Genomic DNA, 16,112 nt, shown 5'->3' with positions numbered 1-16,112 from the left:
TGAGAAACATTAGCTTCAATATTATGCCCCTCACCCTAACCCTCTCCCACAGGGAGAGGGGACCGATCGAGTGGGCCTGAAAATACGGTGATGCACCTTGGATGAGAGGACTCGCTGATTTTTCAGCGTAATACCTTTACTCCCCACTTTCCGAAGCAGCACAAACCAACCAAGTGCTCCGGGCAGCTCCCTCTCCCTGTGGGAGAGGGTTGGGGTGAGGGGCAATCCTACTCCGTCAGTACAGCTCGCTTTTTCTGGCGGTTAACCTTGATGTAGTAACCCAACAACAGCACCACGACCCACACCAGCCCGGCATACAGGGAAATCCGCGTCGTTGGGAAGTAACCGATCAGGCCGATAATAAACACCAGGAAGATGATGGCAACCACCGAAGTGAATACCCCGCCGCGCAGTGGGAACGCCAGCTTGCTGACCTGGTCTTTGCTCAAACTACGGCGGAAAGCGATCTGCGAGAACAGGATCATGATCCACACCCACACGGTGGCAAAGGTCGCCAGTGAGGCAATCACCAGGAACACGCTTTCCGGCATGATGTAGTTGAGATACACGGCGATCAGCATGGCCGCCATCATCACTACCACCGTCACCCACGGAATGCCGCGTTTGGAGATTTTGCTGAATACCTGCGGGGCGTGCCCCTGCTCTGCCAGGCCATGCATCATACGGCCAACGCCGAACACGTCGCTGTTAATCGCCGACAGTGACGCGGTGATCACCACGAAGTTAAGGATACCCGCCGCAATGGTGATCCCCATATGCTGGAAAGTCAGCACAAACGGGCTACCGTTGGTCCCCACCTGGTTCCACGGATAGATGGACATGATGACGAACAGCGTCCCGACGTAGAACACCAGGATACGCCAAGGCACCGAGTTGATGGCCTTAGGGATCGACACTTTGGGATCTTTGGCTTCACCGGCGGTAATGCCAATGATTTCAATCCCACCGTAGGCAAACATCACCAGCTGTAGCGACAGGATCATACCGATAAAGCCGTTACTGAAGAAGCCACCGTTGACCCACAGGTTGTGTATCCCGGTCGGTTGCCCCCCGTTGCCGATGCCCCAGACGATGATGCCGATACCGGCGACGATCATGATAATAATGGTCGCCACCTTGAAGAACGAGAACCAGAACTCCAGTTCACCGAACACTTTCACGCTCATCAGGTTGATGGCACCGATAATCAGCACCACGCTCAACACCCAGATCCAATGCGGCACTTCCGGGAACCAGACGCCCATGTAGATGCCGAAGGCCGTCACATCGGCAATGGCGACGATCAGGATCTCAAAGCAGTAGGTCCAGCCGGTAATGTAGCCGGCCATCGGGCCGAGATAATCCTGGGCATAGCGCGAGAACGAGCTGGCCTGCGGGTTATTCACCGACATTTCGCCCAGCGCACGCATGATGATAAAGGCAATGATACCGCCGATCAGGTAAGCCAGCAGGACGCTGGGGCCAGCCATTCTGATGGCCTCTGCGGAGCCGTAAAACAGACCGGTACCAATGGCCGAACCCAGGGCCATAAAACGAATGTGACGCGTGCTGAGGCCACGTTTGAGCTTATTGGCTGGAGCTGCGGTGGGTGACTGTTGTTGCATGAAAATGACCCGTCTTAATTTAAACGTAAAAAAGCCACGGACAAGTCCGTGGCCTAAAATTCAGACCGTAGGTTTAAGGGTGAGCAGTCACTTGGCTGCGTGCAAAAACCCGATCATAAATTGCGACCAGTACCAGCATCAGCAGCGAAGGTGGCAACCATGCCAGCCCCTGCGCCGCCAGCGGCAGGTGATTGGTCCATTCTGGCATCAAATGCTGGAAGTTGGACGCTTTCACCGCATCAAGGATACCAAACAACAGGCTGACTAACATCACCGGCGCAACAATACGTGATGCACTATTCCACCAACGCAGGGTGAAACTCAGCAGCACCAGCACGATGCAAGGCGGATAGATCGCGGTCAGCACCGGGATCGAAATCTGGATCAGGTGGCTCAGGCCAAGGTTGGACACCACCATTGAGAACAGGCCGAGAATGAATACCAGCGTTTTGTAAGAGAACGGCAGGTACTGCTCGAAGAACTCCGCACAGGCGCAGGTCAGGCCCACAGCGGTCACCATACAGGCGATGAAGATCAGCGCCGCCAGGAAGAAGCTGCCCAGGCCGCCGAAGGTATTTTGCACGTAGGCATGCAGCACTACCGCGCCATTAGTGGCATCCGGCGTCAGCACGCCGCTGCCGGAACCCAGCTTGAACAGGCTCAGGTAGACCAGCGTCAGGCCCACACCGGCGATCAAACCGGCCAAGATGGTATAACGGGTCAGCAGGCCTGCGTCCTTCACCCCACGAGAACGTGCAGCGTTAACGATAACGATGCCGAACACCATGGCACCCAGCGTATCCATCGTCAGATAGCCGTTAACAAAACCGGAAGAGAACGGCACGGTTTGGTAGGCATCCACCGCAGGGATTGGCGCTCCTGCAGGCCACATCACTGCGGCAATACCCAGCACAGCCAACGCCACAATCTTCAACGGAGCCAGAATATGACCCACGGTATCAAGCAGGCGGCCCGGATAGAGCGAGATGCCTATCACCAGCGCAAAATAGACCAGGCTATAGATAAACAGCGGCAGGGGACCGTCACCGGTCAACGGCGCAATACCCACTTCAAAGGAAACGGTCGCGGTACGCGGGGTGGCAAACAGCGGGCCAACGGCCAAATAGCACACCGTTGCGAGCATCAAACCGGCACTACGGCCAATAGGTGAGCTTAATGCATCAACGCCGCCGCCAACGCGGGCAAGAGCAATCACGGTCAACACCGGTAGACCCACGGCGGTGATCAGAAAACCAATTGCCGCAGTCCAGACGTGTTCGCCAGACTGCAAACCGACCATCGGCGGGAAGATGATGTTCCCGGCTCCGACGAATAAGGCAAAGGTCATAAAACCCAAAGCCAGAATATCTTTTGACGCTAAACGATGACTCATAATCTGTTGTGCTGCCTGTTGAAATAAAAAATTGCCGATAAGCATGGTGGCAAAAGTGCCCCCACTTCGGTTCGGTTGCCGGCCTGCTCTCTCATCGTGATACTCATAGGCAACAGACAGCACGCAATAGCAGCGTCTGACCTTGATAAAGGCGAATACTCATGATGACGAGCAGATTTTTAGACGTTTTTTCCCTGCTGAATTCCTGGTCGCAAGCACCGAAGAAAGCTAGGGAAAATGGAGGTTTAGTCCGGCAATAGGGGGATAGTTAAACGTTTATAGTGCCAAAAGGCAATACGCAGGACGGAAAGCAGAGTGATCGTCCAGATAATATCTCTCATCCAGTCGAACATAGGGGTTATCAATAAATATGCACTACATGATTTGTATTATTTTTGAGCACATCACTCACGAAATGTGAAACAAATGGTTACACGATGCGTGAAAACACCAATAACCAGACGTTGAACGCGTGTCATGTGCTCATTTTAGAGGCGCTTACCAGACCGATGCTGCGATATTGACCACGCTACGTAGCTTATCCCACTGCTGCTGCTCACTCAGGCTGTTGCCTTCTTCGGTAGAGGCAAAGCCACACTGCGTGCTCAGGCAGAGCTGTTTAATATCGACGAACTGCGTTGCTTCCTTGATGCGTTGTTGCACCACCGCCGGATCTTCCAGCTCACCGGTCTTGGTGGTGATCAACCCTAGCACCACCTGCTGCTTGCCCGGCCTGATAAAACGCAGTGGCTCAAAACCGCCAGATCGTTCGTTATCATATTCCAGGAAGAAGGCATCAACATTGACCTGGCCAAACAGGATTTCCGCCACTGGCTCATAACCCCCTTCCGAGATCCAGGTGGAACGGAAATTACCACGGCAAACGTGCAGACCAATGGTCAAATCATCCGGTTTCCCGGCGATGGCTTTATTCAGCACCTCTGCGTAGGTACGGGCCAATTGCTCGGGATCTTCACCCCGCTCACGGATCTGGCGCTTCTGATCGTCGGAGCACAGATAGGCCCAGACGGTATCGTCAAGCTGCAGGTAGCGGCAGCCAGCGTCGTAAAAGGCTTTGATCGCATCGCGGTAGGTTTGTGCCAGATCGTCAAAGTAGCAATCCAGCTCCGGGTAAACCTGCGGGTCGATCGCCTGACGGCCACCGCGGAAATGCAGCACGCTCGGGCTCGGGATGGTCATCTTCGGCACAGCATCACCGGCTACGCTTTTCAGGAAACGAAAATCCTCCAGCATCGGATGGTTGCTAAAGCCCAGTTTGCCGGTCACCTTGATGCTGCGGGCCTTGGTTTGCACTCCGTTAAACTGAATGCCCTGCTCCACCTCGTAGCCTTCTACACCATCAAGCCCCTCAAGGAAGTCGAAGTGCCACCAGGCACGACGGAACTCGCCATCGGTCACGACCTGTAAGCCGATCTCCTGCTGTTTGCCGACAATATGGCGGATTTGCTCGTTTTCTACTGCGCGCAGCTGAGCCGCGTCGATCTCACCATTCTGGAACTGCTGACGGGCCGTTTTCAGCGCCGCAGGGCGCAACAGGCTACCGACAACGTCGGCGTGAAAGGCATGGCTGGCTTTGGACATATTCTGCTCCGATGATGCACTGAGGGCTAGCCGCCATCAGTTCCAATCATTGACAAGTTGAATTATTACGCTGGGTTACAAATGGACATCCAGACGTCTACACTGCTTGAGTGCATCCTTTCATGTCACCGGTCACCCGGCAATGGAGAAATTTTCATGGGTGTTGAATGAAATTCAAGTTGGCCGGACTAATCCAGCCCCAAGAGCGTGCGGGTTTTGCGCAGCGTATCCGGCGGTAGCGGCAAATAACCGTCGTGATTAACCAGATCCTGCCCCTGAGCAGACAGTACACGGTCAAGGAATGCCGCCGTCAGGGGTTCCAGCGGCTGATTGGGAGCTTTGTTGATGTAGATATACAGATAGCGCGCCAACGGATAGCTACCGTTACGCACGTTGGTTTCGCTAGGTTCAATAAAACGATCGCCCGTTTCTGCCAGGGGCAATAGCCGCACCCCGCTGGCACGAAAGCCGATGCTGGCATAGCCAATGCCGTTTAACGATCCGGCCACCGCCTGCACCACCGAGGCCGACCCCGGCAGTTCATTCACCCGCGCCATAAAATCGCCACCGCATAACGCACGCAGTTTGAAATACCCATAGGTACCCGAGGCGGAATTGCGGCCAAAGCGTTGCAAGGCACGCTGCTGCCAACTGCCCTGCAGCCCCAGCTCTCCCCAGCGGTTAATTGGCGTGTTTTCCCCGCAGCGACGAGTCGCGGAAAAGATTTGATCCAACTGTTGCAGATTCAACCCAGGTAGGGGATTGTCCTGATGCACCAGCACCACCAGCGCATCAACCGCGACCGGTACCGCCAGCGGCGCATAGCCATAGCGTTGCTCAAACGCCGACACCTCCGCCGCCTTCATTGGTCGGCTCATTGGCCCAAGCTGCGCCGCACCAGCCGCTAATGCGGTGGGTGCCGTTGAGGAACCGGCAGCCTGCAGTTGCAGGTTCACGTTGGGATAGTGCCGGCTGAAATCCTGCCCCCACAGCGCCATCAGGTTGGCCAGGGTGTCGGAACCTACGCTGGACAGGTTACCGGAAAGCATGCCGTCCGGAGCAGCCACGGCCCCGCGGCCAACCGACAACAGTAGGCAAAGCAGCAAAGCTTGGATAAATCGATTCATGGCGGGCGACCTGTTAATTTTTCACCGCATTCTCTGCTAAAGCCGCGGGAACAATCAACCGGTTAGGCAAGGTAAAGATAAAACGGGTGCCGATGCCTGGCTCGCTGAGGATCTCCAATCGTGAATCATGATGGCTGAGCGCATGCTTCACGATGGCCAAGCCGAGCCCGCTGCCGCCTGTCTGGCGCGAACGTGCTTTATCCACGCGATAGAAACGCTCGGTCAAGCGTGGGATATGTTCGGCACCAATGCCCGGTCCGTTATCGCTGACCTGGAACTGGGCCCCCTGCGGCGTCTGCTGCCAGCTCACTTCGATGTTGGTACCCGCCGGAGTATGGTTGACGGCGTTGTACACCAGATTGGAAACCGCGCTGCGCAGTTGATCCTCGTTACCGAACACCTGCAGATTTTCATTCACCCGGAAATTGATCTGATGATTACCGCCGCTGAGCGATTGCGCTTCACGCTGCAATACCCGCAGCATTAACGGAATATCCACCTTCTCGTTCATATCCACGTTTGGCGCGGCCTCGATCCTGGAGAGCGTAAGCAATTGCTTTACCAGCCCATCCATGCGTTTGGTCTGCTCTTGCATGGTGCCCAAGGCTTTGCCACGCAGCGAACCATCCAGCTCTTCATCGCTCATCATCTCCAGGTAGCCTTGCAGCACCGTTAGCGGCGTACGCAGCTCATGGCTGACGTTGGCGAAGAAGTTGCGTCTGGCCCCTTCCAGTTGGCGCATCTGTGTCACATCACGGGCCACCATCAGCAGTTGGCCTTCGGAATAGGGCATGATACGGAATTCGACGAAGTGTTCGTTATTCAGCTGTAGCGTCAGCGGCCGGGTAAATTCTTGCTGTTGCAGATAATGGCTGAATTCCGGATAGCGCAGCAGGTTGAGAATGTGTTGGCCGTTATCTTCCGGCCAGCGAAAGCCCAGCAGATGCTGTGCCAGGCCGTTACACCAGAAGATATTGCCCTCAACGGTGGTCATCACCACCGCATCCGGTAAGGATTCGGCCCCGCTGCGAAAGCGTTTGATCAACAACGCCAGCTCACGGCGGCGGCGACGGTTACGCTGCTGCATCTGATACAGGCCATAGAATAGCGGCTCCCAGCTCCAGCGGCCCGGCGGCGGCGTCATGCTGCGATCCACCCACAGCCAGTGGGAAAGTTTGAGTTGGTTATAGAAGTTCCAGGCCAGCGCGGCCAGCACCGAAACCAACAGCAACCAGGGCAGATAACCGAAAATCAGCCCCAGCAATAAGGCGGGCAGGCAAAAAAGGGCCAGCTCCAGCGCCAGCCTCTTCCACGATAAACGTTCTAGCACGGTAACCTCTCCAGCGCTGTGCGATCAGTAGCGCGTTGAGAACCGATAACCGGTGCCGCGAACGGTTTGAACCATCTTGTCATGACCACTGGTCTCCAGCGCCTTACGCAGCCGGCGGATATGCACATCAACGGTGCGGTCTTCCACATAAACGTTAGTGCCCCAGACGTGATTAAGCAACTGTTCGCGGCTATAAACACGCTCCGGATGAGTCATAAAGAAGTGCAGCAGTTTGAACTCGGTCGGCCCCATCTCCAGCGCCTGCTCATTGGCCATCACCCGGTGTGAAGAAGGATCCAGGCTTAGCCCCTGCATTTCAATCACTTCTTCTACTGCCATTGGTGAAATACGGCGCATTACCGCCTTGATACGTGCCACCAGCTCCTTGGGCGAGAAAGGTTTGGTGATGTAATCATCTGCACCAACTTCCAGGCCACGTACCCGATCTTCTTCTTCACCGCGCGCGGTCAGCATCATTACCGGGATATCCCGGGTCATCGCCTCACGCTTCATATGCTTGATAAACTGAATGCCGGAACCACCCGGTAACATCCAGTCCAGTAACACCAAATCAGGGAACGGCTCAGACAGGCGCGTAACGGCACTGTCATAATCCTCGGCTTCCAACGGTTGGTAACCATTCTGTTCCAACACAAAGCACACCATCTCACGGATCGGCGCTTCGTCTTCCACCACCAGTATGCGTCTTGCCATCGTCAATCCTGCCAATGTGTTAGCGATCTCAGTTGATTGCGGTCGCCATTATGCGTCAGTTTTGTGACAGTTTTATGAAAAAAAAGCCCGATCGAACGCAGTAAGCATAGCGATTATTTCTGACGGCAAACAAAAATCATTCGGCTCCCTGCTTGATTGAGCCACGACAGGAGAGATCCCCCCCTTTATAATCGTCGCCATTATGTTGTCGCCCTGGGAGTTTTATGCGCCTGATCCATACCTCCGACTGGCATTTGGGCCAGTACTTTTTCACCAAAAGCCGCGCCGCCGAGCATCAGGCCTTCTTACGTTGGCTGATCGAACAGGTGGAACAGCATCAGGTGGATGCGCTTATCGTCGCAGGCGATCTGTTCGATACCGGCTCCCCACCCAGCTACGCCCGCGAACTATACAACCGGTTTGTGGTGGAACTGCAACGCACCGGCTGCCAACTGGTGGTGCTGGGCGGCAACCATGACTCCGTGGCCACGCTGAACGAATCGCGTGAGCTGCTTTCCTGCCTGAATACCACCGTGATTGCCAACGCGCAAAGCGAGCTGGAGCAGCAGATCGTGGTGCTCAACCAGCTTGATGGCCAACCTGGTGCGGTACTTTGCGCCATTCCGTTCCTGCGCCCACGGGATCTGCTCACCAGCCGCGCCGGTGAGTCTGGCAACCAAAAGCAGCAGGCTCTGCAAGAAGCCATCGCCGTGCATTACCAAACCCTGTATCAGGCAGCTTGTGCGCGCCGCGATGCGTTGGGTTTGCCACTGCCGATCGTCGCCACTGGCCACTTAACCACCGTGGGCGTCACCACCTCGGATTCGGTACGGGATATCTATATCGGCACGCTGGATGCCTTTCCAGCCCAGGCGTTCCCCCCTGCCGATTACATTGCGTTGGGGCATATCCATCGCGCGCAGAACGTCGCCAAGTCCGAGCATATCCGCTACAGCGGCTCGCCAATCCCACTGAGTTTTGACGAGTTAGGCAAAGCCAAAAGCGTGTTTATGGTCGATTTTGCCGACGGTGCGCTGCAACAGATCGCGCCATTGGAGATCCCCACCTTCCAGCCCATGCAGCTGATCAAGGGTGATTTGCAGCAAATCGAGGCCCAATTACAGCAGTTTGCCGATTATCACGGCGAACTTCCGGTTTGGTTGGATATCGAAGTGGCCACCCAAGATTACCTCAGCGATATTCAACGCCGCATCCAACAGTTGGCGGAAGATTTACCGGTTGAAGTGGTGTTGCTGCGGCGCAGTAAAGAGCAACGTAACCAGACCCTTGCCCAGCAGGATAAAGAAACCCTGAATGAATTAAGCGTGGGCGAAGTCTTCGAGCGCCGGTTGGCGTTGGAAGCCGAGATGGCCGAACCGCGCCAACAGCAGATGCGGCAGATGTTCCAGCAGGTGGTAGAAACCTTGCATCACCAAGAGGAGCCATCCGCATGAAGATCCTGAGCCTAAGGCTGAAAAACCTGAACTCGCTACAGGGCGAGTGGAAAATCGACTTCACGGCGGAACCCTTCGCCAGCAACGGCCTGTTTGCCATCACCGGCCCCACCGGCGCGGGTAAAACCACCCTGCTGGATGCCATCTGTCTGGCTCTCTATCACCAGACGCCGCGGCTGGAAGTCAGCGCCAGCCAGAACGAATTGATGACCCGCCACACCGCCGAATCGCTGGCCGAGGTGGAGTTTGAGGTCAAAGGTGTCGGCTATCGCGCCTTCTGGAGCCAACGCCGGGCGAAAAACGATCCGGACGGCAACCTGCAGGCTCCCAAGGTGGAGCTGGCACTGCGGGCAGACGGCAAAATCCTTGCGGATAAAATTTCCGATAAAAAAGAGCTGATTGCCGCGATCACCGGGCTGGATTTTGGCCGCTTCACCAAATCGATGATGCTGTCGCAGGGCCAGTTTGCCGCCTTCCTGAACGCCAAGGCCAACGAACGTGCCGAACTGCTGGAAGAACTGACCGGCACCGAGATTTATGGGCGGCTGTCGGCACAGGTATTCGAACAGCACAAACAGGCGAAAAGCGATCTGGACGCTTTGCATCACCGTGCCAGCGGGATTGAACTGCTCAATGATGAGCAACGTCAGGCGCTGGAAAGCCAGCTCAACGAACTCGGTACTGAAGAGCAGCTTCTCAACCAACAATCACAACGGCAACAACATCAGCTGAGCTGGCTGCAACGCTGGCAAACCACCCAGCAACAGACTCAGGAATACCAGCAACAACTGGCTGGCGTGCAACAGGAGTTTCAACTGGCCGAACCGCAGTTGCAACGGTTAGCCCGCAGTGAGCCTGCCGAGAAACTGCGCCCGTTGCTCAATGAGCGTAATCGTTGTCAGCGGGATCGTTTAGCATTGCAGCAACAGATCGAACAGTTGGCTCAGCAGCAAGAGCGGCAATTGGCCGAACTGACCCCGTTACAACAGCAGTTGGAGCAGGCGCAAAAGGCCAGGCAAGCCCAGGCGGAACATCAGCAACAGCAGCAGACGCTGATGGATGACAAGGTGTTGCCGCTCGATCATCAGATTGCTCAGTTGCAAAACCAACTGGCAGAAGCGCGTAAACAGCTTGCGGAGAGCCAGCGGCAGAGCGAAGAGCTGCGGCGCACGCTGGAACAACTCACCGAAAGACGCGGCCAACTGGCTACCCTGGCGGGTCAATATCAGACCAGGCAGCTTGAACTCACGGCGGCGTTGGATAGCCAACTCCAGCAGCAAATCACGTTAGAGGCGCAATCCCCACTGGAGAAACTGCGTCACCGCCAGGCCGAACTGAGTGGCTTGCGCCCGGTTCGCCAGCAGTTGTCAAAACTGGCCTTACTGTTCCAGCAGAACCAGCAACGCCTTGAGCAGCAGCGGCTCGAATTCACTACGCGACAAAAACAGCTGACCGAAGTAGAAACTCAACTCGATGCGGTGCGCCAGCAGTATAAACAGCAAAAAGCGCACCTGACAGACGTTGAGAAGACGCTCGAACTGGAAAAGCGCATCGTCAGTCTGGAAGCCGAACGGGCGCGGCTGCAAACCGATGCTCCCTGCCCGCTGTGCGGCTCCACGCACCATCCGGCGATCGAGCAATATCAGGCTGTCAAACCGTCAGAAACGGAACAGCGCGTCGCCCAGTTACGCACCCAAACCGAAGAACTGCACACTCAAGGGACAGAGCTGCGCGCACGCAGTGAAAGCCTGAAAGAGCAGCAGCAACGGCTGCAAACGCAGTTGAACCAGGAACTTGAGCAGCAGGAAAACCATCTACAAAGCTGGCAGACCCTCAGCGCCCCCTTGGCCTTCGACTTTACGCTGCAAGACAGCGCCCGGTTAACCGCCTGGCTGGAGGCTTGCGATAGTGAAGAGCAGGCCGCTCAGCAGCTTCTGTTGCAACACGAACGGCTCGCCAAATCCGTACAGCTTGCGAAGGATGCCCTGAATGCCCTGCAAACTGAACAGCAGAGTTCGCAACAGGAAACGGCGCGGCTGAATGAACGCTTTGATCTGCTGCAGAAAAACCAGCAGGAAACCCAGCGCCAATTGGCACACTGGCAACAGCAGTGCCTGACGAATGAAACTCAGCTGCTGGCACAGCGTAACGAACGCACCGCGTTGTTTGGTGAGAGAACGGTGGCTGAAGCCCGCGAGCAATTGCGCACGGCACAAATCGCCGCAGAGAACGCCTTGCAGCAGGCTACGGAGCGATTGCACAAAGCCCAAGAGCAGCGCGATCGTCTGGCTGGTCAATGGGTCGGTTTGCAGCAACAGCAGCAACAGCAAGCCGAACGGGGGCAACAGGCCGAGCAACAGTGGCAGCAGGCCTTGGCCAGCAGCACCTTCGACGATGAGGCCGCATTCAACGCCGCGCTACTGGATGACGACGAACGCCAGCGCTTACAGCAGCACAAAGAGCAGTTGCAGGAGCGTCAGGTGCGGGCCACAACGCTGTTGGCGCAGGCCGTACAGGCTCTGGAGCAGCACCGTCTGGAGCGCCCTGCAGATCTGGATGAAACCCAGGCCAATATTGAGCAACTCACCACCGCGCTCAGCGAACTGGCAGAGCGGCTGAAAACACTACAGCTGCGTCAGGGCGAGGTGCGCAACCAACTGAGCAGCGATGCCGAGCGCCGCCTCAATCAACAGTCCCTGTTCGAACAGATCGCCCAAAGCCAACAGCAGTATGACGACTGGAGCCTGCTCAACCAGCTTATCGGCTCCAAAGAGGGCGACAAGTTCCGCAAATTCGCTCAGGGCCTGACCCTGGATCATCTGGTGTACCTGGCCAACAACCAGCTTGGCCGCCTGCACGGGCGCTATCTGTTGCAACGCAAAACCAGTGATGCGCTGGAGCTACAGGTGGTGGATACCTGGCAGGCCGATGCCCTGCGCGATACCCGCACCCTTTCCGGCGGTGAAAGCTTCCTGGTGAGTCTGGCGCTAGCGCTGGCCTTGTCCGATCTGGTCAGCCACAAGACCAGCATCGATTCGCTGTTCCTGGACGAGGGCTTCGGCACGCTGGACGCCGAGACGCTGGACACCGCGCTAGATGCCTTGGACAGCCTTAACGCCACCGGCAAAACCATCGGCGTGATCAGCCACGTGGAGGCAATGAAGGAGCGCATCCCGGTACAGATTAAGGTGAAAAAGGTCAATGGGCTGGGGGTCAGTCGACTGGACGCTCAGTTTCGCATCGAATGACCGTGACAGAGGTTTACGTCAAGAGGTAACTACGGCCAGAAGTGTGATCACGGCGACAGTACAGGCTGAAAAGCATTGAGCCAAAGCCGACAACGGTTATCATGATAATTATTACAGGATTGTCACTGTGCATACAGGCAAAACCTGACCTTCGGGATCGCTCCCGGACGTCGGGTTTTTTCGTTTTCAGCGGGCCGGGAATAGCCATGAAAATCGCTAAAATACTCAATAATAACGTAGTGATTACGCTGAATGACCATCAGGAAGAAACGGTGGTTATGGGGCGTGGCATTGGCTTTCAAAAGAAAGCCGGGGAAAGTGTGGATGAAAGCCTGATTGAAAAGGTGTTCACCCTCAACAGTGGCGAAATGAGCGAACGCTACAAAGAACTGCTGGCGGAGATCCCGCTGGCGTGTGTGACCACCGCAGACAAGATCATCACCCTCGCCCGCGAGCGGCTGCCGGGGAAACTGCATAACATTGTCTACATCACGCTGACCGACCATATCCATTTTGCGCTGCAACGCCATGCGCAGGGGCTGGATATCAAGAACGCACTGCTGTGGGAGATCAAGAAACTCTATCCAAACGAGTTTGCCATCGGGCTTGAGGCGCTGACCATCATCGCCCAGCGTCTGGAAACTACGTTGCCGGAAGACGAGGCTGGCTTTATCGCCTTGCACCTGGTCAACGCGCAGCTCAATGACGAAATGCACAACACCCTGCATATCACCCGTGTGATGCAGGAGATCCTCAATATCGTCAAATACCATTTCCGTTTTGACTACAACGAGGAATCGCTCAGCTACCATCGCTTTGTCACCCACCTGAAATTCTTTGCCCAGCGCCTGTTAGGCAAGAATTACGTCAACAGCGAGGACGATTCGCTGTATCAGGTAGTGAAGGAGAAATACCGTGAGTCATTCGCCTGTGCCGGCAAGATCAACCAGCACATCGAGAAGAGCTACCAGCACCAGTTGACCAGCGAAGAGATGCTGTTTCTGACCATCCATATCGAGCGAGTACGCAGCGAAAGCGAAAAGGATTACACACCTAAGGAGTGAGACAAGGGCTCACAACGGGCGCAGCATGCTGCGCCCCTACGAAGGTTGGTTACACCTGAGGCCATAGCCAGGCGGCGCCGCGCACACCGCTGGAATCACCATGTATTGCCTTGCGGATCGGAGTTTCGCACTCGCCACCAAATACCCAAGGTTTCACCAGTGACGGCACCGTTTGATACAGCCGCTCCACGTTGCTCATGCCGCCGCCCAGGACGATCACATCGGGATCAAACAGATTGATCACGTGAGCCAGAGACTTCGCCAGCCGCATTTCGTAACGCTTAACAGCTAACTCTGCCACCGCATCCTGTTGTGCAGCCAGCGCCATAATTTCGTGACCTTTTAGCGCCTGACCACTCAGCCGCGCATAATCGGTAGCGAAACCGGTCCCGGAGATAAAGGTTTCAATACAGCCAGGCTTACCACAGTAACAGGGCACCTCGGCGCGAAAACGCAGTTCGTCTTCATCCAGCCACGGCAACGGGTTGTGCCCCCACTCGCCGGAAATGCCGTTGCCCCCGGCATGCACCTGGCCGTTTATCGCAACTCCAGCCCCACAACCGGTGCCAATGATCACCGCAAACACGGTTTTTTTCCCGGCAGCGGCTCCATCGGTGGCTTCCGATACCGCCAGGCAGTTGGCATCGTTGGCTAGCCGCACTTCGCGTTGCAGCATGGCAGAAAGATCTTTATCCATCGGCTGACCATTCAGCCAGGTGGAGTTGGCATTTTTTACCAGGCCGGTAAAGGGCGACAGCGTCCCGGGGATCCCCACGCCCACCGAGCCTTGCTGGCCGGTTTTTTCCTCCGCCAGCGTCACCAGCCCGCAGATAGCTTCTAGCGTCAGCTGATAATCATGACGAGGGGTGGCAATGCGATGACGGAACAGCTCTGCCCCATCGTTAGCCAATGCAATCACTTCAATTTTAGTGCCACCCAGATCGATACCAATACGCACAATTTCTCTCCCCAATTCAGCACGACAACAAACTTGCCGCCCAGTGTAGCGCATAGCCCGGCTCACGCCACGCTCACCGAATGTGACGCCAATGGCAATTCCCCTATCTGGCTGTGTGAAACGCGGCAGCGGACGCAAATCAGCGGGAATGAGGCGATTTTTCAGCGTCAATTCGTTATTATGCCGCCCTGCTTTTGATGAATCTGCGTGCCAAATGCACGCCCAGCCTGGGATAACATTATGCTGTGGTTTAAGAATTTGATGGTTTACCGTTTGAGCCGCGACGTTGCGCTAACTGCGGATGAAATGGAAAAACAGCTCAGCGCCTTTGCCTTCACCCCATGCGGCAGCCAGGACATGGCGAAAACCGGCTGGGTTTCCCCGATGGGTTCTCACAGCGACGCGCTGACGCACGCGGTTAACGGCCAGATCATGATTTGCGCCCGTAAAGAAGAGAAGATCCTGCCCTCTCCGGTACTGAAACAAGAGCTACAGGCCAAGATCGAAAAGCTGGAAGGCGAACAGCACCGCAAGCTGAAAAAAACCGAGAAAGACTCCCTGAAAGATGAAGTGCTGCACAGCCTGCTGCCACGCGCCTTCAGCCGCTTCAACCAGACCTATATGTGGATCGATACCGTTAACGATCTGATTATGGTCGATGCCGCCAGCGCCAAGCGTGCCGAAGATATGCTGGCGCTGCTGCGTAAGAGCCTGGGTTCTCTGCCGGTGGTACCTTTGACCATGGAAAGCCCGATCGAGCTGACGCTGACCGAATGGGTCCGCTCCGGCGAACTGCCAGCCGGCTTTATCATTCAGGATGAGGCCGAACTGAAGGCTATTCTGGAGGAAGGTGGGGTGATCCGCTGTAAGAAGCAGAACCTGATCAGCGACGAGATTGCCGTGCATATCGAAGCTGGCAAGCTGGTGACCAAGCTGGCGGTAGATTGGCAGGAACGCATTCAACTGGTGCTGGCCGACGACGGCTCACTCAAGCGCCTGAAGTTTGCCGATACCCTGCGCGATCAGAACGACGATATCGACCGTGAAGATTTTGCCCAGCGTTTCGATGCCGACTTTATCCTGATGACCAGCGAACTGGCGGCCTTGATCAGCAACACCATCGAAGCCTTGGGTGGCGAAGCACAGCGCTAAAACAGAAGGGGCGCAACAAGTTGCGCCCTCTGGGGAGTGCCGGGGAAAATCTTCATCCCCGGCCAAACTGGACTGATTACTTACTCAGATAACGACACAGGTAGGCCGTCGCATCGGCAACCTGAACGTTGAATTCACTCTGCGCAGGCACAAAGAACTTCTCGCCTGGCGTAAACACCTGCCAATCCGGTGCGCCCGGTAACAGCACTTTCAATGCCCCGGTGATCACCGTCATCTCTTCCGGTTGCGCGGTACCGAAGGTGTACTCACCCTCTTCCATCACCCCGACGCTGGTACGACCGATGCTGCTACTATCGTAACCGATAGACTTCACTTTCCCGGCAAAATACTCGTTCACTTTCAGCATAGACTGGCACCTGCGTAATCATCTTTGAGGGATCTCCATATTGGGGGATGAATCCGGGTCTGTCACTGGTTTTTGATG

At 55.9% G+C, this 16,112-nt stretch carries 12 protein-coding genes; 4 read left to right on the top strand and 8 right to left on the bottom strand.

What is annotated here, in order from left to right; translation table 11 throughout:
* Positions 1 to 227: 227 nt before the first annotated feature.
* The 6 genes from proY to phoB all read right to left on the bottom strand — a co-directional run bounded on the left by proY (position 228) and on the right by phoB (position 7,791).
* Entirely contained in the window at positions 228 to 1,625 is a 1,398-nt protein-coding gene (proY, locus tag WN53_RS14085) for a proline-specific permease ProY (RefSeq protein ID WP_024483911.1), read from the bottom strand.
* A gap of 73 nt (positions 1,626 to 1,698) precedes the next feature.
* Positions 1,699 to 3,018, bottom strand: a complete 1,320-nt coding sequence (brnQ, locus tag WN53_RS14080; RefSeq protein ID WP_024483910.1) for a branched-chain amino acid transport system II carrier protein — start codon at positions 3,016 to 3,018, stop codon at positions 1,699 to 1,701.
* 498 nt (positions 3,019 to 3,516) lie between these two features.
* Complete coding sequence (locus WN53_RS14075; protein WP_024483909.1) at positions 3,517 to 4,620, bottom strand: cobalamin-independent methionine synthase II family protein; 1,104 nt, start codon at positions 4,618 to 4,620, stop codon at positions 3,517 to 3,519.
* A gap of 188 nt (positions 4,621 to 4,808) precedes the next feature.
* Positions 4,809 to 5,747 carry a PstS family phosphate ABC transporter substrate-binding protein gene (locus tag WN53_RS14070; RefSeq protein ID WP_024483908.1) on the bottom strand — a complete coding sequence of 313 codons (939 nt, stop codon included), beginning with the start codon at positions 5,745 to 5,747 and terminating at the stop codon, positions 4,809 to 4,811.
* A gap of 13 nt (positions 5,748 to 5,760) precedes the next feature.
* Entirely contained in the window at positions 5,761 to 7,077 is a 1,317-nt protein-coding gene (gene phoR, locus WN53_RS14065; protein ID WP_024483907.1) for a phosphate regulon sensor histidine kinase PhoR, read from the bottom strand.
* A gap of 24 nt (positions 7,078 to 7,101) precedes the next feature.
* The gene (phoB, locus tag WN53_RS14060) at positions 7,102 to 7,791 is read right to left on the bottom strand and encodes a phosphate response regulator transcription factor PhoB (protein WP_021180214.1); all 690 of its coding nucleotides are present in this window, start codon (positions 7,789 to 7,791) and stop codon (positions 7,102 to 7,104) included.
* Positions 7,792 to 8,015: 224 nt separating this feature from the next.
* Here phoB and sbcD point away from each other — a divergent pair, with 224 nt between their 5' ends.
* The 3 genes from sbcD to licT all read left to right on the top strand — a co-directional run bounded on the left by sbcD (position 8,016) and on the right by licT (position 13,557).
* Entirely contained in the window at positions 8,016 to 9,245 is a 1,230-nt protein-coding gene (gene sbcD / locus WN53_RS14055) for an exonuclease subunit SbcD (protein ID WP_024483906.1), read from the top strand.
* The gene (gene sbcC / locus WN53_RS14050) at positions 9,242 to 12,493 is read left to right on the top strand and encodes an exonuclease subunit SbcC (protein ID WP_024483905.1); all 3,252 of its coding nucleotides are present in this window, start codon (positions 9,242 to 9,244) and stop codon (positions 12,491 to 12,493) included. The genes sbcD and sbcC overlap by 4 nt, the downstream gene beginning before the upstream one ends.
* 206 nt (positions 12,494 to 12,699) lie before the next feature.
* Positions 12,700 to 13,557: a BglG family transcription antiterminator LicT gene (gene licT / locus WN53_RS14045; RefSeq protein ID WP_024483904.1), complete on the top strand. Its 858-nt coding sequence runs from the start codon at positions 12,700 to 12,702 to the stop codon at positions 13,555 to 13,557.
* Between the two features lie 49 nt (positions 13,558 to 13,606).
* On the opposite strand, the gene mak is transcribed toward licT, so the two are convergent.
* Positions 13,607 to 14,515: a fructokinase gene (gene mak, locus WN53_RS14040; RefSeq protein ID WP_046808085.1), complete on the bottom strand. Its 909-nt coding sequence runs from the start codon at positions 14,513 to 14,515 to the stop codon at positions 13,607 to 13,609.
* Positions 14,516 to 14,755: 240 nt separating this feature from the next.
* Here mak and rdgC point away from each other — a divergent pair, with 240 nt between their 5' ends.
* Positions 14,756 to 15,667 carry a recombination-associated protein RdgC gene (rdgC, locus tag WN53_RS14035; RefSeq protein WP_021805520.1) on the top strand — a complete coding sequence of 304 codons (912 nt, stop codon included), beginning with the start codon at positions 14,756 to 14,758 and terminating at the stop codon, positions 15,665 to 15,667.
* Between the two features lie 76 nt (positions 15,668 to 15,743).
* On the opposite strand, the gene ppnP is transcribed toward rdgC, so the two are convergent.
* Positions 15,744 to 16,034: a pyrimidine/purine nucleoside phosphorylase gene (gene ppnP / locus WN53_RS14030; RefSeq protein ID WP_021180225.1), complete on the bottom strand. Its 291-nt coding sequence runs from the start codon at positions 16,032 to 16,034 to the stop codon at positions 15,744 to 15,746.
* Positions 16,035 to 16,112 lie beyond the last annotated feature (78 nt).

Source organism: Serratia fonticola, assembly GCF_001006005.1.
GTDB lineage: Bacteria > Pseudomonadota > Gammaproteobacteria > Enterobacterales > Enterobacteriaceae > Chania > Chania fonticola.
The sequence above is the reverse complement of the archived record's forward strand: the minus strand, read 5'-3'. Positions and strand labels throughout refer to the sequence as shown.